This window comes from Pseudomonas sp. 21LCFQ02 (assembly GCF_024129895.2).
Taxonomy (GTDB): domain Bacteria; phylum Pseudomonadota; class Gammaproteobacteria; order Pseudomonadales; family Pseudomonadaceae; genus Aquipseudomonas.
This window is the reverse complement of record NZ_CM178749.1, coordinates 2,712,208-2,731,645: the sequence shown is the minus strand read 5'-3', so window position 1 is coordinate 2,731,645 and position 19,438 is coordinate 2,712,208. Positions and strand designations below refer to the sequence as shown.

The 19,438-nt window shown below is 59.9% G+C and carries 18 protein-coding genes; 10 read left to right on the top strand and 8 right to left on the bottom strand.

Annotation, left to right across the window (positions count from 1 at the left end; all coding sequences use genetic code 11):
* Positions 1-111: 111 nt before the first annotated feature.
* From pcaF to pcaR, 4 genes are all read right to left on the bottom strand, one after another.
* Positions 112-1,314 carry a 3-oxoadipyl-CoA thiolase gene (pcaF, locus tag NJC40_RS12130; protein ID WP_173426718.1) on the bottom strand — a complete coding sequence of 401 codons (1,203 nt, stop codon included), beginning with the start codon at positions 1,312-1,314 and terminating at the stop codon, positions 112-114.
* Complete coding sequence (locus tag NJC40_RS12125) at positions 1,311-2,090, bottom strand: CoA-transferase subunit beta (RefSeq protein ID WP_045488215.1); 780 nt, start codon at positions 2,088-2,090, stop codon at positions 1,311-1,313. Before NJC40_RS12125 ends, pcaF begins: the two co-directional genes overlap by 4 nt.
* A complete protein-coding gene (locus tag NJC40_RS12120; RefSeq protein WP_253113228.1) occupies positions 2,087-2,947 on the bottom strand; it encodes a CoA transferase subunit A in 861 nt (286 codons plus the stop codon). Before NJC40_RS12120 ends, NJC40_RS12125 begins: the two co-directional genes overlap by 4 nt.
* 147 nt (positions 2,948-3,094) lie before the next feature.
* Complete coding sequence (gene pcaR / locus NJC40_RS12115; RefSeq protein ID WP_045488209.1) at positions 3,095-3,937, bottom strand: pca regulon transcriptional regulator PcaR; 843 nt, start codon at positions 3,935-3,937, stop codon at positions 3,095-3,097.
* A 773-nt stretch (positions 3,938-4,710) separates the two neighbouring features.
* Here pcaR and NJC40_RS12110 point away from each other — a divergent pair.
* Both NJC40_RS12110 and NJC40_RS12105 read left to right on the top strand, forming a co-directional pair.
* On the top strand, positions 4,711-4,908 hold the full coding sequence (locus NJC40_RS12110) for a hypothetical protein (RefSeq protein ID WP_045488206.1): 198 nt from the start codon (positions 4,711-4,713) through the stop codon (positions 4,906-4,908).
* Positions 4,909-5,083: 175 nt separating this feature from the next.
* Positions 5,084-6,556: an inorganic phosphate transporter gene (locus NJC40_RS12105; RefSeq protein WP_045488204.1), complete on the top strand. Its 1,473-nt coding sequence runs from the start codon at positions 5,084-5,086 to the stop codon at positions 6,554-6,556.
* Between the two features lie 42 nt (positions 6,557-6,598).
* Here the strand turns inward: NJC40_RS12105 and NJC40_RS12100 are convergent, their stop codons facing one another.
* On the bottom strand, positions 6,599-8,089 hold the full coding sequence (locus NJC40_RS12100; RefSeq protein ID WP_253139222.1) for a helicase HerA-like domain-containing protein: 1,491 nt from the start codon (positions 8,087-8,089) through the stop codon (positions 6,599-6,601).
* 176 nt (positions 8,090-8,265) lie between these two features.
* Between NJC40_RS12100 and gpgS the strand changes: the two genes are divergently transcribed.
* Positions 8,266-9,363 carry an N-acetylglucosaminyl phosphatidylglycerol synthase gene (gene gpgS, locus NJC40_RS12095; protein WP_253139508.1) on the top strand — a complete coding sequence of 366 codons (1,098 nt, stop codon included), beginning with the start codon at positions 8,266-8,268 and terminating at the stop codon, positions 9,361-9,363.
* Positions 9,356-10,120 (top strand): N-acetylglucosaminyl phosphatidylglycerol deacetylase, encoded by a 765-nt coding sequence (gene gpgD / locus NJC40_RS12090; protein ID WP_253139224.1) that lies wholly within the window; start codon positions 9,356-9,358, stop codon positions 10,118-10,120. Before gpgS ends, gpgD begins: the two co-directional genes overlap by 8 nt.
* Here gpgD and NJC40_RS12085 read toward each other — a convergent pair.
* Complete coding sequence (locus tag NJC40_RS12085) at positions 10,093-10,293, bottom strand: hypothetical protein (protein ID WP_045488195.1); 201 nt, start codon at positions 10,291-10,293, stop codon at positions 10,093-10,095. The genes gpgD and NJC40_RS12085 overlap by 28 nt on opposite strands.
* A gap of 78 nt (positions 10,294-10,371) precedes the next feature.
* Positions 10,372-11,223 (bottom strand): formyltetrahydrofolate deformylase, encoded by an 852-nt coding sequence (purU, locus tag NJC40_RS12080; protein ID WP_253139227.1) that lies wholly within the window; start codon positions 11,221-11,223, stop codon positions 10,372-10,374.
* 505 nt (positions 11,224-11,728) lie between these two features.
* Between purU and mvaT the strand changes: the two genes are divergently transcribed.
* Positions 11,729-12,106 (top strand): histone-like nucleoid-structuring protein MvaT, encoded by a 378-nt coding sequence (mvaT, locus tag NJC40_RS12075; RefSeq protein WP_045488190.1) that lies wholly within the window; start codon positions 11,729-11,731, stop codon positions 12,104-12,106.
* A gap of 201 nt (positions 12,107-12,307) precedes the next feature.
* On the opposite strand, the gene sbcB is transcribed toward mvaT, so the two are convergent.
* Complete coding sequence (gene sbcB, locus NJC40_RS12070) at positions 12,308-13,738, bottom strand: exodeoxyribonuclease I (RefSeq protein WP_253139231.1); 1,431 nt, start codon at positions 13,736-13,738, stop codon at positions 12,308-12,310.
* A gap of 241 nt (positions 13,739-13,979) precedes the next feature.
* Between sbcB and NJC40_RS12065 the strand changes: the two genes are divergently transcribed.
* From NJC40_RS12065 to NJC40_RS12045, 5 genes are read left to right on the top strand one after another with little or no spacing between them, the layout of a single operon-like run.
* Positions 13,980-14,690, top strand: a complete 711-nt coding sequence (locus NJC40_RS12065; protein ID WP_045488183.1) for an RDD family protein — start codon at positions 13,980-13,982, stop codon at positions 14,688-14,690.
* Entirely contained in the window at positions 14,687-15,667 is a 981-nt protein-coding gene (locus tag NJC40_RS12060) for a stage II sporulation protein M (protein WP_253139233.1), read from the top strand. Before NJC40_RS12065 ends, NJC40_RS12060 begins: the two co-directional genes overlap by 4 nt.
* A complete protein-coding gene (locus NJC40_RS12055; RefSeq protein WP_253139236.1) occupies positions 15,654-17,204 on the top strand; it encodes a DUF4129 domain-containing protein in 1,551 nt (516 codons plus the stop codon). The genes NJC40_RS12060 and NJC40_RS12055 overlap by 14 nt, the downstream gene beginning before the upstream one ends.
* A complete protein-coding gene (locus tag NJC40_RS12050; protein WP_253139239.1) occupies positions 17,201-18,403 on the top strand; it encodes a DUF4350 domain-containing protein in 1,203 nt (400 codons plus the stop codon). The genes NJC40_RS12055 and NJC40_RS12050 overlap by 4 nt, the downstream gene beginning before the upstream one ends.
* Positions 18,400-19,437, top strand: coding sequence for an AAA family ATPase (locus tag NJC40_RS12045; RefSeq protein ID WP_045488172.1), 1,038 nt, complete (start codon positions 18,400-18,402; stop codon positions 19,435-19,437). The genes NJC40_RS12050 and NJC40_RS12045 overlap by 4 nt, the downstream gene beginning before the upstream one ends.
* The last annotated feature ends 1 nt before the right edge of the window (position 19,438 follow it).

Sequence of the window (19,438 nt, the reverse complement as noted above, 5' to 3'; positions counted from 1 at the left end):
CTGCGTTGAGGAAGGAGGAGTTCAGCAGAAAGGGCAATCCGCCAGCCCCGGAGCCTGCCTGTTCGTGGAGCCAGGGCCGGATCTGGAGGATTGCCGGGTGAAACGTGAAACTCAGCGCTCGATGGCCAGTGCCAAGCCTTGGCCCACGCCGACACACATGGTCGCCAGACCTTTGCGGCCACCGGTCTTTTCCAGATGATGCAAGGCCGTCAGCACCAGACGCGCGCCACTCATGCCCAACGGATGGCCCAGGGCGATGGCGCCGCCGTTAGGGTTGACCTGCGCCGCATCGTCAGCCAGACCCAGCTCGCGCAGCACCGCCAGGCCCTGGCTGGCAAAGGCTTCGTTCAGTTCGATGACGTCAAAGTCAGTCACCGCAATGCCCAGACGCTCGACCAGTTTGCGCACCGCAGGTACCGGGCCGATCCCCATGACCCGGGGTTCGACACCAGCACTGGCCATACCGAGAATCCGCGCACGCGGGGTCAGGCCATGTTTCTTGACCGCTTCGGCGGACGCCAGGATCAACGCCGCTGCACCGTCGTTGACCCCTGAAGCATTACCGGCGGTGACGGTCTTGTCCGGACCGTTGACCGGCTTGAGCCGGGCCAGCGCCTCCAGCGTGGTTTCGGCACGCGGGTGTTCATCGGTGTCGACAATGGTCTCGCCCTTTTTGTGGGCAATGCGTACCGGCACTATTTCCTCGGCAAAGTAACCTGCCGCCTGCGCCGCAGCCGTACGTTGCTGGCTGCGCAAGGCAAAAGCGTCTTGGTCGGCGCGGGAAATGTTGTAATCGTCAGCCACGTTATCGGCGGTTTCCGGCATCGCATCGACACCGTACTGGGCCTTCATCAACGGGTTGATGAAGCGCCAGCCAATGGTGGTGTCTTCCAGCTTCATGCCTCGCGAATAGGCCGCATCGGCCTTGCCCATTACGAATGGCGCACGGGACATCGATTCCACACCACCGGCAATCACCAGCTCCATTTCACCGGCAGCGATGGCCCGAAAAGCGGTACCGATAGCATCCATACCGGATGCGCACAGGCGATTGAGGGTCACCCCAGGAATGCTTGGCGGCAGGCCGGCCAGCAACGCTGCCATGCGCGCCACGTTGCGGTTGTCTTCGCCGGCCTGGTTGGCGCAGCCGAAAAACACTTCGTCGACCTCCTGCCAGTTGACCGACTGATTACGCTCGATCAACGCCTTGATCGGAACGGCTGCCAGATCGTCAGCGCGTACGCCGGCCAGCCCGCCACCGAAGCGGCCAATCGGCGTGCGGATGGCATCGCAGATGAATACATCACGCATCAGGCTTCTCCTGCCACTTGACCATGAGCAGCCGCGGTCCGGGCTTCCAGGTCACGCAGGGCGGCCAGTTCAACCTCGGTCGGCTCGCCAGACACCGTTACGTTTTCAGCAAAGCGCACCGGCCAGCCAGTGGCTGCAACCACCTGCTCACGGGTTACACCTGGATGCAGGGTAGTAACCACGAACTCGTTGCTGCCCTGCTCCGGCTCCATGATGCACAGGTCGGTGATGATCCCCACCGGGCCGGCACCTGGCAGACCCAGACGCTTGCGCGAGTCGCCGCCTTCGCCATGGCCTACGGAGGTGATGAAATCCAGACGTTCGACGAACGAGCGCGGTGACTGCTTGAGGATGATCAGCACCGACTTGGCAGAACCTGCGATCTCCGGCGCACCGCCTGCGCCCGGCAAGCGAACTTTCGGCGCGTGGTAGTCACCGACCACCGTGGTGTTGATATTGCCGAAGCGGTCGACCTGCGCCGCGCCAAGGAACCCCACGTCGACCCGGCCACCTTGCAGCCAGTAGCGGAAAATTTCACTGGTCGACACCACGGTGTCAGCCGTTTCGGCCAGTTCACCGTCGCCGATCGACAGCGGCAGCACGCTCGGCTTGGCGCCAATCGGGCCTGACTCGTAGATCAACACCACATCAGGGCTGGAAGTCAGGCGCGCCAGGTTGGCGGCTTTGGACGGCAGGCCGATGCCCACGAAGCATACGCTGCCGTTATTGAGACGACGCGCGGCGGCAATGGTCATCATTTCACTGGTCGAGTAAGTCATTGCTTTGCCTCCGCGGCGCTGGCCAGCTTGCGTTGAAATTCACTGAAATCCGCTGTGCCATGGATGTATTGGTCAATCCAGGCCTGGAACGTCTCACGGTCACGGGCGATCGGGTCCCAGTCCTGATAGAAGCGGTTGTCACGCTCGTAGTAGCCGTGGGCGTAGGACGGATGCGCACCGCCGGGTACCAGGCAGACCGCACTCAGCGCCCAGGTTGGCAGCACGCAGGCGTTCATCGGCGCCTGCAGGTCGTCGACGATCTCCTCGACGGTGACGATGCAGCGCTTGGCCGCCAGGGCCGCCTCCTTCTGCGAACCGAGAATACCCCAGACCAACACGTTGCCTTTGCGGTCGGCCTTTTGCGCATGGATCACGGTGACGTCCGGACGCACCGACGGCACGGCGGCCAGCACTTCACCGGTGAACGGACAGGTGACTGTCTTGATCAACGGGTTAACTTTGGGCAGGTCGGAACCGGCGTAGGCGCGCAGTACCGCGAACGGCAGCCCCGATGCGCCGGCGACGTAAGCGTTGGCCAGGTCGGCATGACTGTGCTCTTCAAGTTCCAACGGCCGCGGCCACTGTTTTTCGACGGCATCACGCAGGCGGTGCAGCGAACCGACCCCAGGGTTACCGCCCCAGGAAAACACCAGGCGCTTGACGCAACCGGCACCGATCAACTGATCGTAGATCAGGTCGGGAGTCATCCGCACCAGGGTCAGCTCACGCTTGCCCTGGCGAATGATTTCGTGGCCCGCTGCCGAGGGGATCAGATGAGTGAAACCTTCCAGCGCAACGGTGTCGCCATCGTTGACCAGTTGTTTCACCGCATCGCGTAAAGACATGATTTCAGCCATGAGGCGCTCCCGAACCCAAACATCACGTTCAATGATCGGCGCGTTGATTCGCGCCGCGATGGACATGAGGTTATGCGCGAGGCACCCAGGCAAACAATCCGATAATCGATTATTCGTTCGATAATCGAACGAATTTGATTGACCGAATCAGGTAAAAATCTGCGCGCTCAGTTCCCGGCTGGCGTCGAGCATGATCGGTAAAAAGCGCTGTTCCAGTTCGCTACGCGCCACTCGCGCGGCACTGGTGCTGACGTTCAGTGCCGCCAGTACCTGGCCGGAAGCGTCATACACCGGCACGGCGATCGAGCGCAGGCCTTGCTCCAGTTCCTGATCGACAATGCACCAGCCTTGCTGACGAACCTGCTGCAGGCATTCATAAAGCGCTTCAACAGTACGGATGGTCCGGCTGGTTTTGGGTTGCAGGTCGACATGGTCGAGGTATTCGCGCAGCGACACGTCGTCGAGTGCCGCCAGCAGAATCCGCCCCATGGACGTGCAATAGGCCGGCAGTCGCCCACCCACCGAGAGGTCTACCGAGATCAAGCGCTGAGTGGTCGCCGAGCGGGCGATATACAAAATGTCCTCGCCCTCCAGCGTGGCCATATTGCAGGCCTCATGCAACTGATCGCTCATGCGGTCCAGATAAGGTTGCGAAGACACCGCCAGCGGGGTGGACGACAGGTAGGCATGCCCCAGCGTCAGGACTTTAGGCAACAGCGAGTAAGTGCGACCGTCCGTCGTTGCGTAGCCGAGCTTGATCAGCGTGTGCAGACAACGCCTGACTGCCGCACGCGGGATCTCGGTACGGTGACTGATCTGGGCAATGGTCAGGTGACGCTTGCGCTCTTGAAAGGCATGAATGACCGCCAGGCCGCGAGCCAGCGAGGTCATGAAATCAGGATCGCCGGTCAGCGCCTGAATACGTCGCGCAGGTGAAGCCACGATCGGAGGTGCCAGCGAGACAAAAGAATTGCGCAGTTCTTCATTCATGACAACACCTCGGACTTACCCTTGCAGGCCTTGTATATCAACGGTTTCAGGCCTGGACACTACAGATGGGCACAGGTCAGACCGTCCGATTATCGAACAAGTGGCCGATAATCGCAATTGACCCATGACAAATATACTTATACCTTTAGGCCTGCCATGAAGTGGCTTCTTGGAAATCCTGGTCAGGTACCCACTGAGAAGTCCTAGGCAACGGCCTTGTCCACGAAGCAAGGCCGTTTTTATTTGCCCTCTGCTGCCCTTCACTGCGCCGCGCTCTGCCTCTTTTGCAAGCTCACTGCAACCTTCGATGCCATGAAAGTTCTTTCATGATGCGTTCGCTATAAACTTCAATAGGCCGAACACTAACAAAGCATCCTGAAAACGACAGTGCCTGTAGTTGACGTCCGCAGACTTCTTGGAGATAGTAGCTTTCATCTGGTTGGCAATACCTTGTGCCGTGACGGTGCCCATCGTGTCATTCAGGGCCTGAGCGCCTTTTCGATGTGCCACGCAATTCCCTGTTGCGTTGATCCGACACAAGCCAGCCCGGCAACCGCCCCGCGGATGCGCAAATACCCATGTCGCTACGACAGATGTTTTTTTCTGGTGCCCGTAGCCGCCAGCCACCGAATGTGGCATGACGTTCAAAGTGTCCAATGGGCCTCGATGGTTCAATACCCTTGGCCAATCGCCCTGTAAGGACACTGAACGAGTGCACATTCCCGATGCCTGACGTTTGCACCAGAGTTCATTTGACTTGACTAGGTAACATCGTGACTAAAGATGAAATGCGCGCGGAACTTGAGCGCCAGGAACAACGATTCAAGGAGGTTTATGGCGGCGAAGTCACTACCTACGCCGCACAACCGGACCCGGAACGCAAACCCTGGCGTAAAAGAGCCACGGTTCAGGACCAGGCGTTCAAGCAAGAACTGCAACGCATGGAAAAAGAACTGAAAGAAGAGCAGTGATCGTCCGGCTGTTGTAAGCCAACCGGCGCTTTTCTGATGCTTGCCACTGTCCTGCTGGACCGGCGATGTCATGACCGCGAAACAGATCTGATCGATACCGACCAGCAGTCGGTGCGTCGAAGTGTATTTTTTCTGTCATAATCTCGCCCCCTTCAGAACGCATCAGAAAACCTACATGATCGATTTATTCAGCGGGCTTGATCCCTGGGTGCTTGTGAGTCTGCTGCTCGCCCTGGCATTCGTCCTATCGTTCGAGTTCATCAATGGCTTTCATGACACCGCCAATGCGGTAGCGACAGTCATTTACACCAAGGCCATGCCACCGCATCTGGCGGTCTTCGCCTCCGGCGTCTTCAACTTCCTGGGGGTATTGCTCGGCGGGGTCGGTGTGGCCTATGCGATTGTTCACCTGCTGCCGGTGGAGTTGCTGATCAACGTCAACACCGGCCACGGGCTGGCGATGGTCTTTTCATTGCTGACCGCCGCCATCGCCTGGAACCTCGGCACCTGGTACTTCGGTATCCCGGCTTCCAGCTCGCATACCCTGATCGGTTCGATTCTCGGCGTCGGCCTTGCCAATGCACTGATCAACGGCATCCCGGTGAGCGAAGGCGTCAACTGGCAGAAGGCAGCCGATATCGGCATGTCTCTGGTGTTCTCGCCGCTGGGTGGTTTTCTGGCTGCCGGCCTTGTGCTGCTTGTACTGAAGTGGTGGCGCCCGCTGTCGAAAATGCACAAGACCCCGGAGCAGCGCCGCGAACTCGACGACAAGAAACACCCGCCGTTCTGGAATCGCCTGGTGCTGGTGATTTCCGCCATGGCGGTAAGCTTCGTGCATGGCTCCAACGATGGCCAGAAAGGCATCGGCCTGATCATGCTGGTGCTGATCGGTATCGTGCCAGCACAGTTTGTGCTCGACCAGAACAGCACCACTTATCAGATTGAGCGCACCCGCGACGCCACCCTGCATCTGAGCCAGTTCTACCAGCGCAACAATGCCACTCTGGGCGAGTTCCTCGCCATGGGCAAGACCGACAAAGGCGACCTGCCTTCCAGCGCGGCATGCGACCCCAAACAGACCGAACCGACCATTGATGCGCTGCTGGCCAAGCTTCAGGGGGTGACCGACTACCGGGCACTGAGCGCTGAAGACCGTATCGAAGTACGCCGTTACTTGCTGTGCCTGGACGATACTGCGCGCAAGGTCAGCAAGCTGCCTGATCTGGCCGCCCGCGAGAAATCCGACCTCGCCAAGTTGCGCAAGGACCTGACTGCGACCACCGAATACGCCCCGTTCTGGGTGATTCTGGCGGTCGCCCTGGCGCTGGGTATCGGCACCATGGTCGGCTGGAAACGGGTCGTTCTGACCATCGGCGAGAAAATCGGCCGTCAGGGCATGACCTATGCCCAAGGCATGTCGGCCCAGATCACGACCGCAACGGCTATTGGCCTGGCTAACATCTTCAGCCTGCCAGTCTCCACTACCCACATTCTGTCTTCGGGTGTGGCCGGTACCATGGTTGCCAACCGCAGCGGTCTGCAGTCCAGCACCGTGCGTACCATCCTGCTGGCCTGGGTCCTGACCCTGCCAGCGACCATCGCCCTTTCCGCCGGCCTGTTCTGGCTGGCGTCCAAGACGCTGGTCTGACGCACAAGGCCCCCAGGTTCTGCCTGGGGGCCTGTCAGGCTGTCAGCGGCGCTTCTTGCTGGCGCCCAGCAATGACCCCATAACCCCACGCAACAACTGACGGCCCAACTGATTGGCGGCCTGACGCATGGCGTTTTTCATTGCCCTGCCCGCCAGACCGCCGAGAAAAGCCCCGGCCTTGTCACCGAAGTCATCCGCACCTGACGATGCCGTTGGCTCAGGCGGTTCGCCAGCAGGCGCGGCCACGCTGCGCACCGCCAGCCGCTCATAGGCAGACTCGCGATCAAATGCCTGGTCATAGTGCCCGGCCAAAGGAGACTGGCGCACCCATGCCGCTCGCTCAGACTCATTAAGCGGACCGATGCGTGACTGCGGCGGGGCAATCAATACTCGCTGTACCATGGCTGGGGTGCCCTTGCTCTGCAGCGTACCGACCAGTGCTTCACCAATGCCCAGCTCCGTCAGTACCGACAGGCTGTTGAACTGCGGGTTAGGCCTGAAACCTTCAGCCACGGCGCGCAAGGCGCGTTGTTCTTTGGCGGTGAAAGCCCGCAGGCCATGCTGGATGCGCAACCCCAACTGAGCAAGAATCGCATCCGGCAAGTCACCGGGCGACTGAGTGACGAAATACACCCCGACACCTTTGGAGCGGATCAATCGCACCACCTGCTCCAGCCGCTGCTGCAGCGCCAGCGGTGTATTGCCAAACAACAGATGCGCCTCGTCAAAGAACAACGCCAGCACCGGTTTATCGGCATCACCGCGCTCGGGCAATTGCTCGAACAACTCGGCCAACAGCCAGAGCAGAAAGGTCGCATAGACCTTCGGTGCCTCGTGCACCAGGCGGCTGGCGTCGAGCAAATGAATACGCCCGCGACCATCACTGGCCGGCTGCAGAATGTCCTGCAACTGTAACGCCGGTTCACCAAACAGCGCCTCGGCGCCCTGCTGCTCAAGCCCTGCCAGACGGCGCTGTAATGCCTGGCTGGAGGGCGCGGTCAGTAATGCCGCGTCTTCGCCCAGCAGGTTCGGGTGCTCGCGCAGATGATTGAGCAGCGCCTTGAGGTCCTTGAGATCCAGCAACAACAAACCTTCCCGGTCGGCGACCTTGAAAGCGGCATACAGCGCCGACTGCTGACTGTCGGTCAACGCCAGCAGGTTGCCGAGCAACAACGGTCCCATTTCGCTGAGGGTGGTACGCAGTGGATGGCCAGACTTGCCATCGATATCCCAAAGTACCAAAGGATAGCCTTGCGGCCGATGCCCCAGCCAGGGCATGCCGGCAATGCGCTCAGCCACTTTGCCTTGCGCATTGCCAGCAGCGCCCAGGCCGCACAGATCGCCCTTGATATCAGCGGCGAACACCGCCACCCCGGCATCACTGAAGGCTTCGCTCAGACGCTGCAAAGTGACGGTCTTGCCAGTGCCGGTCGCGCCAGCGATCAGCCCGTGTCGATTGGCCAGACGCAGATCCTGACCGACCGGTTGTCCGTACGGATCTGCGCCCAGCACCAGTTGCACAGTATCGGGCATGACTTCACCCCTCTTGTTCAGGATCTGCTCAAGTATTGACCCGTTACGTCATCTCTTCGAGGCTGATGGCTGCCATCCGGCGGGCGGTAGCCGGTCGTCACGAACAACCGCAGTTGCCGGTGGTCAGCAAGAGAGGTCCACTCACCTGAGGAGTCCCTCACGTGCATATCGCCGACATGACGATGTTCTACGCACCGGCCAGCGGTGGCGTGCGCACTTATCTGGATGCCAAACACCGGCGTTTGCAACACTATCCAGGCGTGCAACACAGCCTGTTGATTCCTGGCGCGCGCTCCAGCCACAACGACGGCGTGCATCAGGTTCCGGCAACCCCATTACCGTTTGGCAACGGTTATCGCTTTCCACTGCGGGTCAGCCCCTGGCGAACCATGCTGCACAATCTCAAACCGGATCTGATTGAGGTCGGCGATCCTTACCTGACCGCCTGGGCCGCGCTGGATGCACGGCGTCAGCTCGATGTGCCGGTGATCGGTTTTTATCACTCCGATCTGCCTCTGCTAATCAGCAACCGGATGGGCCAGTGGATCAACAGCAGCGCCCAGGCTTACATCAGCAAGCTGTATGGCAACTTCGACCGAATTCTGGCGCCCAGCCAGGTCATGGCCAGCAAACTGATCGGCATGGGCCTTGAACAGGTCCATGTGCAACCGCTGGGTGTTGATCTACAGATCTTCGCCCCCACCCGACGTAACCCTGATCTGAGGCAACGCCTGGGCTTGCACCCGGATACCCGGCTATTGGTGTTTGCCGGCCGCGGCTCCCGGGAGAAGAACATCAATGTTCTATTGCACTGCATGAAACACCTCGGGCCGCGCTACCACTTGCTGCTGATAGGCTCGCACATGCCGACCCAAGTGCCGGACAACGTCTCGGTAATCGGCCGCTTCTGCAAGGCAACCGAGGTCGCGCAGTGGCTGGCCAGTGCCGACGCGCTGTTGCATGCCGGTGATCAGGAAACCTTCGGCCTGGTGATACTCGAAGCCATGGCCAGTGGCATTGCGGTGGTCGCCGTCGACGCCGGGGCGTTCAGCGAGATCGTCCCTGGTGAATGTGGCCTGCTGTGCGCAGCCAATCAGCCCAAGGCCATGGCCAGTGCGGTACGCGAGCTGTTTGAACACGATGTCAGGGCTGTGGGGCAGATTGCCCGGCAGCATGTCGAAGCACATTACAACTGGGACAGGGTCGTTGCCGGATTGCTTGAGCACTACCAGGCCGTGCTGGGCAGCCATCTGCCAGTGACAGCCAATGGCTGAGCAATCAGTCCTGCTGCTGGTGCTGCACGATGTTGCGCCGTGCACCTGGCGCAGCTACCTGCCTTTCGTGGCGGCGGTGGATGCACTGGGCAGCGTTGCGATGACCTGGCTGGTGGTGCCGGACTTTCATCAGCGTAATCCTCTGGACAACGACCCGGCACTGCTTGATTTTCTCGACACGCGACTGGCGCGCGGGGATGAATTGGTTTTGCACGGTTATCAGCATTGCGATACCGGCCCGCCACCACGCCATGCGGCTGATTTTCTGATGCGACGGGTTTACACCCGCGAGGGCGAGTTCTACTCGTTATCGCACGATCAGGCATTGATGCGCCTGGATGCCGGGATTGCCGTTTTTCAGCGCCATGCATGGCCGCTGCACGGATTCGTGGCGCCGGCCTGGCTGATGAGCCCCGGTACTCGCCTGGCATTGCGCGAGCGACCGCTGAGCTACACCAGCAGCCCGCACCACTTATACCGCCTGCCAGACTTCACTGCGCTGCGGGCTCCGGGCCTGGTATGGAGTGCCCGCAGCGCTTGGCGGCGCGGGGCTTCATGGGTGTTCAATCGTTGGCAGGAAACGCAGTGGCGCCAGGCTCAGGTCATTCGCCTGGGCCTGCATCCGGTGGACATGCATCACGAGCTGGCAAGGCGATATTGGCTCGCAGCGCTGCAGAGACTGCTTGAGCAAGGTCGTGTAGCGCAGACCAAATACGTCTGGCTGAGTGCTCAGATATCGGCTTCGGTATCGCAATGAGGCTCGTTGTCAGCGGCGTTGGAAACCTCTTGCAACTGACGCCACAATTGGGCGGCTGCCGAAAAATCAGCGCCATCCTCGGGGCTCAAGGCATCGGGATCATAACGACTCAGGCAACCTTCGCCGATCACCGGGGGCGGGCTTGCAGTGGCTTTATTCAGAGGATCGCTCATGTCCTGGCTCCGGCAGTGGAAGACAGACCTTAAACCGATCAGTCACCACCCGCCAGAGCCTGGAGGAGTTACCGGCAATCAGTCGAAGATCACGGTCTTGTTGTCGTGCACCATCACCCGGTCTTCCAAGTGAGCACGCAAACCGCGAGCCAGCACCAGCTTCTCAACATCACGCCCCAGACGCACCAGCGTCTCGATGTTTTCACGGTGGCTGATACGCACCACGTCCTGTTCGATGATAGGGCCGGCATCCAGCTCTTCGGTTACATAGTGGCAAGTGGCGCCAATCAGTTTCACGCCACGCATCGCCGCCTGGTGGTACGGTTTGGCGCCCACGAACGATGGCAGGAAGCTGTGGTGAATGTTGATCACCTGGTTGGCGTACTCCTGACACAGCTGTGGCGGAAGGATTTGCATGTAGCGGGCCAGGACCACGACGTTAGCCTGATACTCACCGACCAGACGAGAAACCTCTGCGAAGGCTGGCTGCTTGTTGGCCGGGTCCACAGGTACGTGATGATAAGGAATGCCGTGCCACTCGACCATGCCACGCAGGTCCTGATGGTTGGAAATCACACAGGCGATCTCGCAGTCCAGTTCATCGCTGTGCCAGCGATGCAGCAGGTCCGCCAGGCAGTGAGACTCACGGCTGGCCATCAGCACCACACGCTTTTTCTGGGCCGAGTCAGTAATTCGCCACTCCATCGAGAACTCTTCGGCAATGGGTGCAAACGCTGCACGCAAGCCTTCCAGGTCCAGCGGCAGACTGTCGGCACGAATTTCGTGGCGCATGAAGAACCAGCCACTGAGACTGTCAGAGTGGTGACTCGACTCGGTAATCCATCCGTTGTAGGACGCCAGAAAGTTACTGACCTTGGCAACGATGCCGACCCGGTCCGGGCAAGCACTCACCAGGCGAAAAGTGCGCATGGGCAAAACTCCAGACTACGTAAAAAAGGCGGCCATTCTAGCCGCTACGCGGCAAAACTGCAGTAATGACGTCATGTAAACACCGCCAGGGATAGCAAAAGGCCTTCGGCCGCAAATTGCACCTTGCCATCATTGCATCGAGACTCTGCCAGCACTGAAAACAACGCCATTTAACCGGTACTTTTCGTGCACTGAAGCCGTGCATTCAGGGACTCATGAAGGATTCTTAAAAGAGCCTCGGCACGGCAGGAGCGGTGCAGACTAATGCAACAAGATGCCGGGTATTTCTGCCGCCCTCAGCCGCCACAGGCTCGCGTCAATACTGCTTAAAGCAACATCTTTTCAGGTCAATTAGGCCGCCGCCTAGTTTCTCGCTTTCTGTAGGAAATCGGTATATCACCTGCTATTTCAGACAAAACAACTATTTGATGTTTACTTGCTCAAGTCCACTGACTATTATTACCTGACTGCAGCCCTGACGCCCCTCCCAACATAGGTATACCCCATGTCGCTGATCAACGAATACCGCGCTACTGAAGAAGCCATCAAAGAACTGCAAGCCCGTTTGAAAAATCTGTCCCAAGATGACAAATTGCAGGCCGAGCTGGAGTTTGAAGGCAAACTGCGCACCCTCATGGGCGAGTACCAGAAATCCCTGCGTGACATCATTTCCCTGCTTGATCCGGATGCCAAAGTTAACAAGGCACCTCGTGGCGTGGTGAAAACCACCGGCACCAAACGCGCTCGTAAAGTCAAGCAGTACAAGAACCCGCACAATGGCGAAGTGATCGAAACCAAAGGCGGCAACCACAAAACGCTGAAAGAGTGGAAAGCCAAGTGGGGCGGCGACGAAGTCGAAAGCTGGTCGACCCTGCTGGGTTAATCACCGTCTTGTAGTGCAAAACGCCAGCTCGCTGGCGTTTTTTATTACCTGCTTTTTAAAAACATCATGACACGTTCAATATGCTGACAGCTTAAGGGTCGCTCTTTTGTTGATAAGCCTACAAGGCATGTACGAAAACTCACCCGCGCCCTCAACTTCACAGCGGGCTTCAGGCAAGCACCGCCTCCAGGCCGAGCCGTTTCAGATCCCCAGCCGGCCTCGCAATACCTGCACATAATCCTGCCACTGACTCAATACCTTCAACTGCTCAGGCCTGGCATTGAGCGACAACTCGATCAGCGCCTTGGTAAAGCTTTGCAGCGTGTTGGGAGCGCCGAACTCCGGGCGTGTCAGACGTGCCTGGCAAAACTCCAGCCAGCGTTGCTGCTCCTGCGCATTCAGGGTTTCGGCAAAGTTACGCGCCCGGTAGCGAAACAACAGCTCCGGCAAACGCGCGTCATCAAAAGGCCAGACCGGTTGCGCCAATTGCTGCGGCTCGGCCTCACGCACTTGCTCACACAGTCTTCGATCACGGTCACCAATAAAACCGTCATACAGCTGCTGCTCGGGATCTTGATGAGCCGCGAATTCTTCACGCCCATAGAGGTTTTGCAAACGCGGCTGCCAAAGTTCCTGCTCCTGCACCAATGCCGTGGCCCGTTCACGAATCAGCGTCATGTCCAGTTGCAAACGTTGCTGGTCTTCTTCACGCAACACACTTAGCGGTGCGAGCACCGGACAGCGATTTATATGCACAAGTTTCAGCGGAACCGGTAGTTCTCCCTGCGCCAACTCTTCACGACGCTTGTACAGCCGCTCGCGCAGCGTATCGGCATCGAGTGCCAGCAGTGGCGAATGATCCAGGTGCAGGTCGCAGACAATCAGCGCATTGCGATTGTGCGGGTGCCAGGCAAGAGGCAGCACCACCCCCAGATAGTGTCGGGCTGCCGAAAAACGCCCGGATATATGCACAACAGGTTGCAGCAACCGAATCTGCTCTTGAACCTTTTGCTTACTGCGCAGTGTAAACAGATAGTCATAAAGTTTTGGCTGACGCTCACGGATCAGCCGCGCAAGCGCAATAGTGGCGCGCACATCGGACAACGCATCGTGAGCCTGACCATGCTCAATACCATTGGCAGCGGTCAAGCGTTCGAGTTTGAGCGTGATGCGCCCTTCTTCTTCAGGCCAGACAATGCCTTGCGGGCGCAATGCACAGGCAGCGCGTACAACATCAATCAAATCCCAACGGCTGTTACCGCTCTGCCATTCCCGACCATAAGGATCAAAGAAATTGCGATACAAGCTGTAACGGGTAACTTCATCATCGAAACGCAACGTGTTGTAACCCGCACCACAAGTACCTGGCTGCGCCAGCTCGGCATGCACACGAGTCATGAAGTCGGCCTCGCACAAGCCCTTCTCTGCCAGACGTTGCGGAGTGATCCCTGTGACCAGGCAGGCCGCAGGATGCGGCAGGATATCGTCGCTCGGTTGGCAGTACAGATTGACCGGAGCGCCGATTTCGTTGAGTTCGGCATCGGTGCGGATCCCGGCCATCTGCAACGGTCGGTCACTGCGCGGGTTGATGCCGGTGGTTTCGTAGTCGTGCCAGAAGATGCTGGGATTCACGGGTTATTCCTGAACGGTAGACCGATAAAGTGTAGGGCTATCAACACGTAAATGGCTAATTTGCCAAATTCAACAATGAACACGGACATATCCTGCATTGTCTATCGACGTATTCCCATTGCCTCGATAAGCCAGTCAGGATAGGTTCACTGCATGTGGGAATCGCCCGGTTTTTTAGACACCCCCTTGCAAGGCAGCAGCATAATCCCCCCTCTCCTTTTACTCTCAAGTACCGCACATCATGTTTCCAGTTTCGCCAAGGCAGGCAGCACCTCTGGACACCCGGCTCGGGATTGAAACGCCAGAAGGCATCGATTTGCTGTTACGTCCGGCAGGCCTGACAGTGCGTGCCCTGGCGTTCAGCATCGACCTGTTGCTGCGTGGTCTGCTGCTACTGACCGGCTATGGTGCCCTGAGTCTGTTCGGTGATTTGGGCATGGGACTGTCGGCCATTGGCTTGTTCCTGATCAACTGGTGGTATCCGGTGTTGTTCGAAGTGCTCAATCAGGGTCGCACCCCGGGCAAGCAAATGATGGCCTTGCGAGTCATTCACGACGATGGCACACCGGTCGGCTGGACCTCATCGCTGATCCGTAATCTGTTGCGCATGGTCGACATGCTGCCTTTCGGGTATGCCGCAGGCGCCCTCGCATGCCTCAATCACCCACACTTCAAACGCTTGGGCGACCTGGCAGCAGCCACACTGGTGGTCTATAACGAACCACTGCGCCAACCTCCGGTGCTGCCCGATGCGCCGCCTGCTATTGCACCGTTCGCTCTGCAACTGGCCGAACAACGTGCCATCCTCGATTTTGCCGAGCGCCAGGGCGAGCTGTCGGACTCGCGAACCCGAGAGCTGGCCGGCTTGCTGGCCGAGCCGCTGCAAGTTGCGCCCGGGCAGGCGGCGAGCCGGATCAACGGCATAGCCCGTGGCCTGCTGGGGGCGCCATGAAACAAAGCCTGTTTGAAAACCTTCATCAGGCCGACTGGCAGCGTTTCGCCACGCGTCTGACCCTGCTCGAAAAAAACGCTCGCACCATCACGGCCAGCGAGACCTTCAGCCTGGATTACCGACGCATCTGCCAGCATCTCGCATTGGCCAGAGAGCGTGGCTACAGCAGTTATCTGGTCGACTCGCTGCAGCAATTGGCATTGCGTGGCCATCAGCAGCTGTACCGGCATCGCAGCAATCAGTTGATGACGATGCTGACCTTCGTACTGGCAGGTTTCCCCCGCAGGGTCAGGGCCGAGTGGCGGTTTGTGGCGGTCTCGGCCCTGCTGTTTTTCGCCTGCCTGCTGGGCATGGGCCTGCTCGTGCATGCCGTTCCTGCAATGGTCTACAGCGTGCTCGCTCCGGAGCAGGTGCACCAGATGCAGGGCATGTACGACCCGGGCTCAAGGCGCATCGGCGTGCCGGCAGAACGCGGCTCCGGCGAGGACTGGGTGATGTTCGGTTACTACATCATGAACAACATCGGCATCGCGTTTCAGACCTACGCCAGCGGCTTGCTGCTCGGCCTGGGCAGCCTGTTCTTCCTGGTCTATAACGGTTTGCTGATCGGCGCAGTGGCCGGTCACCTGACCCAGATCGGCTACGGTCAGACCTTCTGGCCATTCGTCGCGGGCCATGGCGCCTTCGAACTGACCGCCATTGTCATCGCTGGCGCAGCAGGCCTCAAACTCGGCTGGGCACTGCTGGCACCGGGACGCATGACCCGCGCCCTGGCATTGCGTAACGCAGCCCGGCAAAGCGTGCAAATGATGGGCGGGGTCATGTTCATGCTGCTGATCGCTGCCTTCATCGAAGCCTACTGGTCATCGATGAGCTGGCCTGCGCCATGGATCAAGTACCTGGCGGGGGGGATCCTGTGGAGCCTGGTGGCCGTCTGGCTGTTACTTGCCGGAAAAAACGCCCATGCGCCTGACTGACGCCAGTATCGCCATCCGCCCGCGCCCGGCCTGGGAAGCCCTGGATCTGGGTGTCCTGCTGGCCGGCCGGCATCGGAGCCTGCTGATGCTGTCCTGGGCATTGGTCACCCTGCCGATTCTTGGCGTATTGAGCCTTGTGCTATGGGATTACCCCAGCGTGGTCATCGCGCTGTTCTGGTGGTTCAAGCCGCTTTACGAACGACTGCCACTATGGATCCTGTCACGCGCCCTGTTTGGCGCAACGCCGACCCTCAAGCAAGCACTCAAGGCCTGGCCCGGTCTGCTCAAGCGCGAGCTGCTGCCAAGCCTGCTCTGGCGCCGCCTGAGCCTGCTGCGCAGTTTCACCTTGCCGGTCCAGCAACTCGAAGGGCTGAGCGGCCAAGCACGTCGCCTGCGTCTGGCGGTGCTGTGTCAGGCAGACACCCGTGCCGCGCGTTGCCTGACCCTGGCAGGCGCGCACCTGGAGCTGGTCCTGTACACCGCAGCAATCATGCTGGTCTATGTCTTCATGCCTCGGCAGATGGATGTCGACTGGAGCTGGCTACTGATATTGGGCAGCGATGACCAGCTACTGTGGGTCGATCATTTGCTCAACCTCTTGTACGCAGTGGCCCTGATCGCCTGGGGGCCGGTCTACGTGTCTTGTGGTTTCATGCTCTACCTCAACCGCCGTACCCGGCTGGAAGCCTGGGATATCGAATTGGTGTTCAAACGCCTGCGCCAGCGTCTGGCCGGTAGCGCTGCAACTCTGGTGGTCGGCGCATTATTGCTGCTGGGCGCGCTACCGCACAGCGGTTGGGCCTACGCCTCGCCTGCCCCGGAATCCGTACAGCCCTCGCCCCAGAGCACGCGCCTGACGCACCAGCCGCTTAACAGCCAGCAATCACATGCGGCGATCACTGACCTGCTGGAGAAGCCGCCCTTCAAGAACCCAGAAACCGTAACCGGCTGGCGGCTTCCAGAGGCGCAGGAACAACCGCCCACCGCGGGACAAGCACCATCAACATGGTTCGACTGGCTAAACCACCTGCTCAAAGGCGCCAACGTACTCGCCCATCTGTTCGAGATCCTGCTGTGGAGCCTGGCCATCGGCCTGCTGGGCCTGATGATCTGGCGCTACCGTCAGTGGCTGCGGTTGTTCATCGCCTCACCCGGCAGAGACAAACCAGTCACTGCCCATCCCCCGGCGCAGTTATTCGGTCTGCAAGTCAGCGCCCAGAGTTTACCCGACGACATCGCAGGCACTGTCCTGGCGCTCTGGCCAGACCAACCTCGTGAGGCTCTGAGCCTGCTTTACCGGGCCTTGCTCAGTCGTTTGATCACTGATTACCAACTGCCATTAAAAAGCGCCGATACCGAACAACAGGCGCTGCAGCGCATCGCCAGCCTCAACAAACCGGCCCTGAGCGACTTCAGCCATGAACTGACCGGGCACTGGCAAAATCTTGCCTATGGTCATCGGCTGCCCGCCGCGCATGTACTGCCCGAGCTGTGTGAACGCTGGCGCAGCCTGTTCGAGACCGGAGCACGCCCATGAAGCGCGGCTATCTAATGCCGGGCTTGCTGGTCTCGGTTGTGCTGGCAGTGGTGATCGTACTGTTCATCAGGCAGCTGGAACCTTACGAGGAAACCATCGATCGCGGCCCGTCGCCAGAAGCCAGGACCAACCCCTATCTGGCAGCCGAACAGTTCTTGCTCCAGCGCTCGATAACGGTTCGCTCAGCCGATACCTGGACCGAGCTGCCCGAACCCACAACGCAGCGCCAGACCCTGCTGATTCTCGATGATCGCTCGCGCATGACGCCCGAGCAGGTCGACCCGTTGCTGGCCTGGGCCGATGCAGGTGGTCATCTGGTAGTGGTCGCCGAACAACTGTGGGACGAGCAGCAACAACGCAGCGGCGACCTGCTGCTTGACCGTCTGCAGATTCGCCAGTCATTGACCCGCGACCTGCCCAAGACACAAGCGGAGGATTCAGGCAGCACACCGGCCGTTCCGATGGCGCGCCCCACACCGGCCAAGACGCCCTGGCCACACCTGACCCGGCTGTATCTTGAAAACGAAGATGCCCCGGCCTACATGAGCTTCGACCCGGCCTATCATCTGGAAGACCCGCAAGACCTGGCCGCCTACTGGGCCAACAGTGCCAATGCCACCCACATGCTGCAACTGGAGCATGGCGCCGGCCTGGTCACAGTACTTACCGATTCACAATTGTGGACCAACCACAGCATCGGTGAATACGACAACGCCTGGCTACTCTGGTACCTGACCCAGGACAGCAGCGTGACGCTGATCGCCCAGGCCCGGCACGATACGTTGCTGAGCTTGCTGCTGCGTCACTTTCCACTGGCGATAGTGACCCTGGCCTTGCTGCTGGCGCTCGCCGTATGGCGGGTGGCAATGCGTGAGGGGCCGCTGCAATGGCCGGCACCTGCCGGTCGTCGGCAACTGGTCGAACACCTGCGTGCCAGCGCCGACTTCCTGCTGAGGCATCGCGGGCAACAGGCGCTGCTGAAAAACCTGCAACAAGACATCCTGCGTCGTGCCCGTCAACGTCACCCCGGCTTCGAGACGCTGGTTGTCACCGAACAGTGGCAGGTTCTCGCCAGGCTCAGCCGCCAGTCAACCAGTGCCATAAGCCTGGCGATGCGCCCGCGTCCGGCGCAACGCCTGTCCAGCGCCGACTTCACCCGTCAGGTAGCCCATCTGCAAACTCTCAGGAATGCCCTATGAGCGAGTCCAACAGCGCACCGTCTGATCCCGTTGAAAACCTTGACAAGCCACCGCTGCAGGCCTCTTCCCAAGCGGCTGAACGCCAACAGGCGAGCCAGCGGGCGCAGACCTTGCGTCGTGAACTGCAAAAAGCCCTGATTGGCCAGAACAGCATGATCGACGACGTACTCACCGCCCTGATCGGTGGCGGCCACGTACTGATCGAGGGCGTTCCCGGACTGGGCAAGACCCTGCTGGTACGGGCGCTGGCGCGCTGTCTTGGCGGCGAGTTCGCCCGGATCCAGTTCACCCCGGATCTGATGCCCAGTGACGTCACCGGGCACGCGGTGTACGACCTGCAGAGCGAACAATTCAAACTGCGCAAGGGTCCGCTGTTCACCCATATGCTGCTGGCCGACGAAATCAACCGTGCACCGGCCAAGACCCAGGCGGCGCTGCTTGAGGCCATGCAGGAGGGGCAAGTCACCCTGGAAGGCAAGACCCTGCCTATCCCGCAGCCCTTCATGGTACTGGCCACCCAGAATCCGATCGAACAGGAAGGCACCTACCCGTTGCCGGAAGCCGAGCTGGATCGCTTCATGCTCAAGCTGCACATGGACTACCCACAGGCCCATGAAGAGGTCGAGATGGTTCGCCAGGTGACCCGCTCAAGCCGCGCCGACATGCTCGACGTACAACCTCTGCTGGTGGTGATGCAACCCCACGAAGTGCAGACGCTGCAACAGGTTGCCAGCGAACTGCCAGTCGATGAGCAAGTGCTCGAATACGCCGTTCGGCTGGCCCGGGCAACCCGTAACTGGGCAGGCCTGACGCTGGGCGCCGGCCCCCGTGCTTCCATCGCACTGGTACGCGGTGGACGCGCCAGAGCCTTGCTGCGCGGCGGTGAGTTCGTGACCCCCGATGACATCAAGAGCTGCGCCATGGCAGTGCTGCGCCACCGGGTACGCCTGGCTCCGGAACTGGACATGGAAGGCTTGTCGGTGGATCAGGTTCTGCGCCAGATATTCGATCAGGTCCCGGCTCCGCGTCTATGAC

Excerpts from the sequence above, each read along its gene's own strand:
- NJC40_RS12085 (WP_045488195.1), bottom strand. The coding sequence starts at position 10,293 with ATGAGCGATCCTCTGAATAAAGCCACTGCAAGCCCGCCCCCGGTGATC.
- NJC40_RS12120 (WP_253113228.1), bottom strand. The coding sequence starts at position 2,947 with ATGGCTGAAATCATGTCTTTACGCGATGCGGTGAAACAACTGGTCAAC.
- NJC40_RS12050 (WP_253139239.1), top strand. The coding sequence starts at position 17,201 with ATGAAGCGCGGCTATCTAATGCCGGGCTTGCTGGTCTCGGTTGTGCTG.
- NJC40_RS12105 (WP_045488204.1), top strand. The coding sequence starts at position 5,084 with ATGATCGATTTATTCAGCGGGCTTGATCCCTGGGTGCTTGTGAGTCTG.
- NJC40_RS12055 (WP_253139236.1), top strand. The coding sequence starts at position 15,654 with ATGCGCCTGACTGACGCCAGTATCGCCATCCGCCCGCGCCCGGCCTGG.
- NJC40_RS12125 (WP_045488215.1), bottom strand. The coding sequence starts at position 2,090 with ATGACTTACTCGACCAGTGAAATGATGACCATTGCCGCCGCGCGTCGT.
- purU (WP_253139227.1), bottom strand. The coding sequence starts at position 11,223 with ATGCGCACTTTTCGCCTGGTGAGTGCTTGCCCGGACCGGGTCGGCATC.
- NJC40_RS12060 (WP_253139233.1), top strand. The coding sequence starts at position 14,687 with ATGAAACAAAGCCTGTTTGAAAACCTTCATCAGGCCGACTGGCAGCGT.
- NJC40_RS12100 (WP_253139222.1), bottom strand. The coding sequence starts at position 8,089 with ATGCCCGATACTGTGCAACTGGTGCTGGGCGCAGATCCGTACGGACAA.
- NJC40_RS12045 (WP_045488172.1), top strand. The coding sequence starts at position 18,400 with ATGAGCGAGTCCAACAGCGCACCGTCTGATCCCGTTGAAAACCTTGAC.
- mvaT (WP_045488190.1), top strand. The coding sequence starts at position 11,729 with ATGTCGCTGATCAACGAATACCGCGCTACTGAAGAAGCCATCAAAGAA.
- gpgD (WP_253139224.1), top strand. The coding sequence starts at position 9,356 with ATGGCTGAGCAATCAGTCCTGCTGCTGGTGCTGCACGATGTTGCGCCG.
- gpgS (WP_253139508.1), top strand. The coding sequence starts at position 8,266 with ATGACGATGTTCTACGCACCGGCCAGCGGTGGCGTGCGCACTTATCTG.
- NJC40_RS12065 (WP_045488183.1), top strand. The coding sequence starts at position 13,980 with ATGTTTCCAGTTTCGCCAAGGCAGGCAGCACCTCTGGACACCCGGCTC.
- pcaR (WP_045488209.1), bottom strand. The coding sequence starts at position 3,937 with ATGAATGAAGAACTGCGCAATTCTTTTGTCTCGCTGGCACCTCCGATC.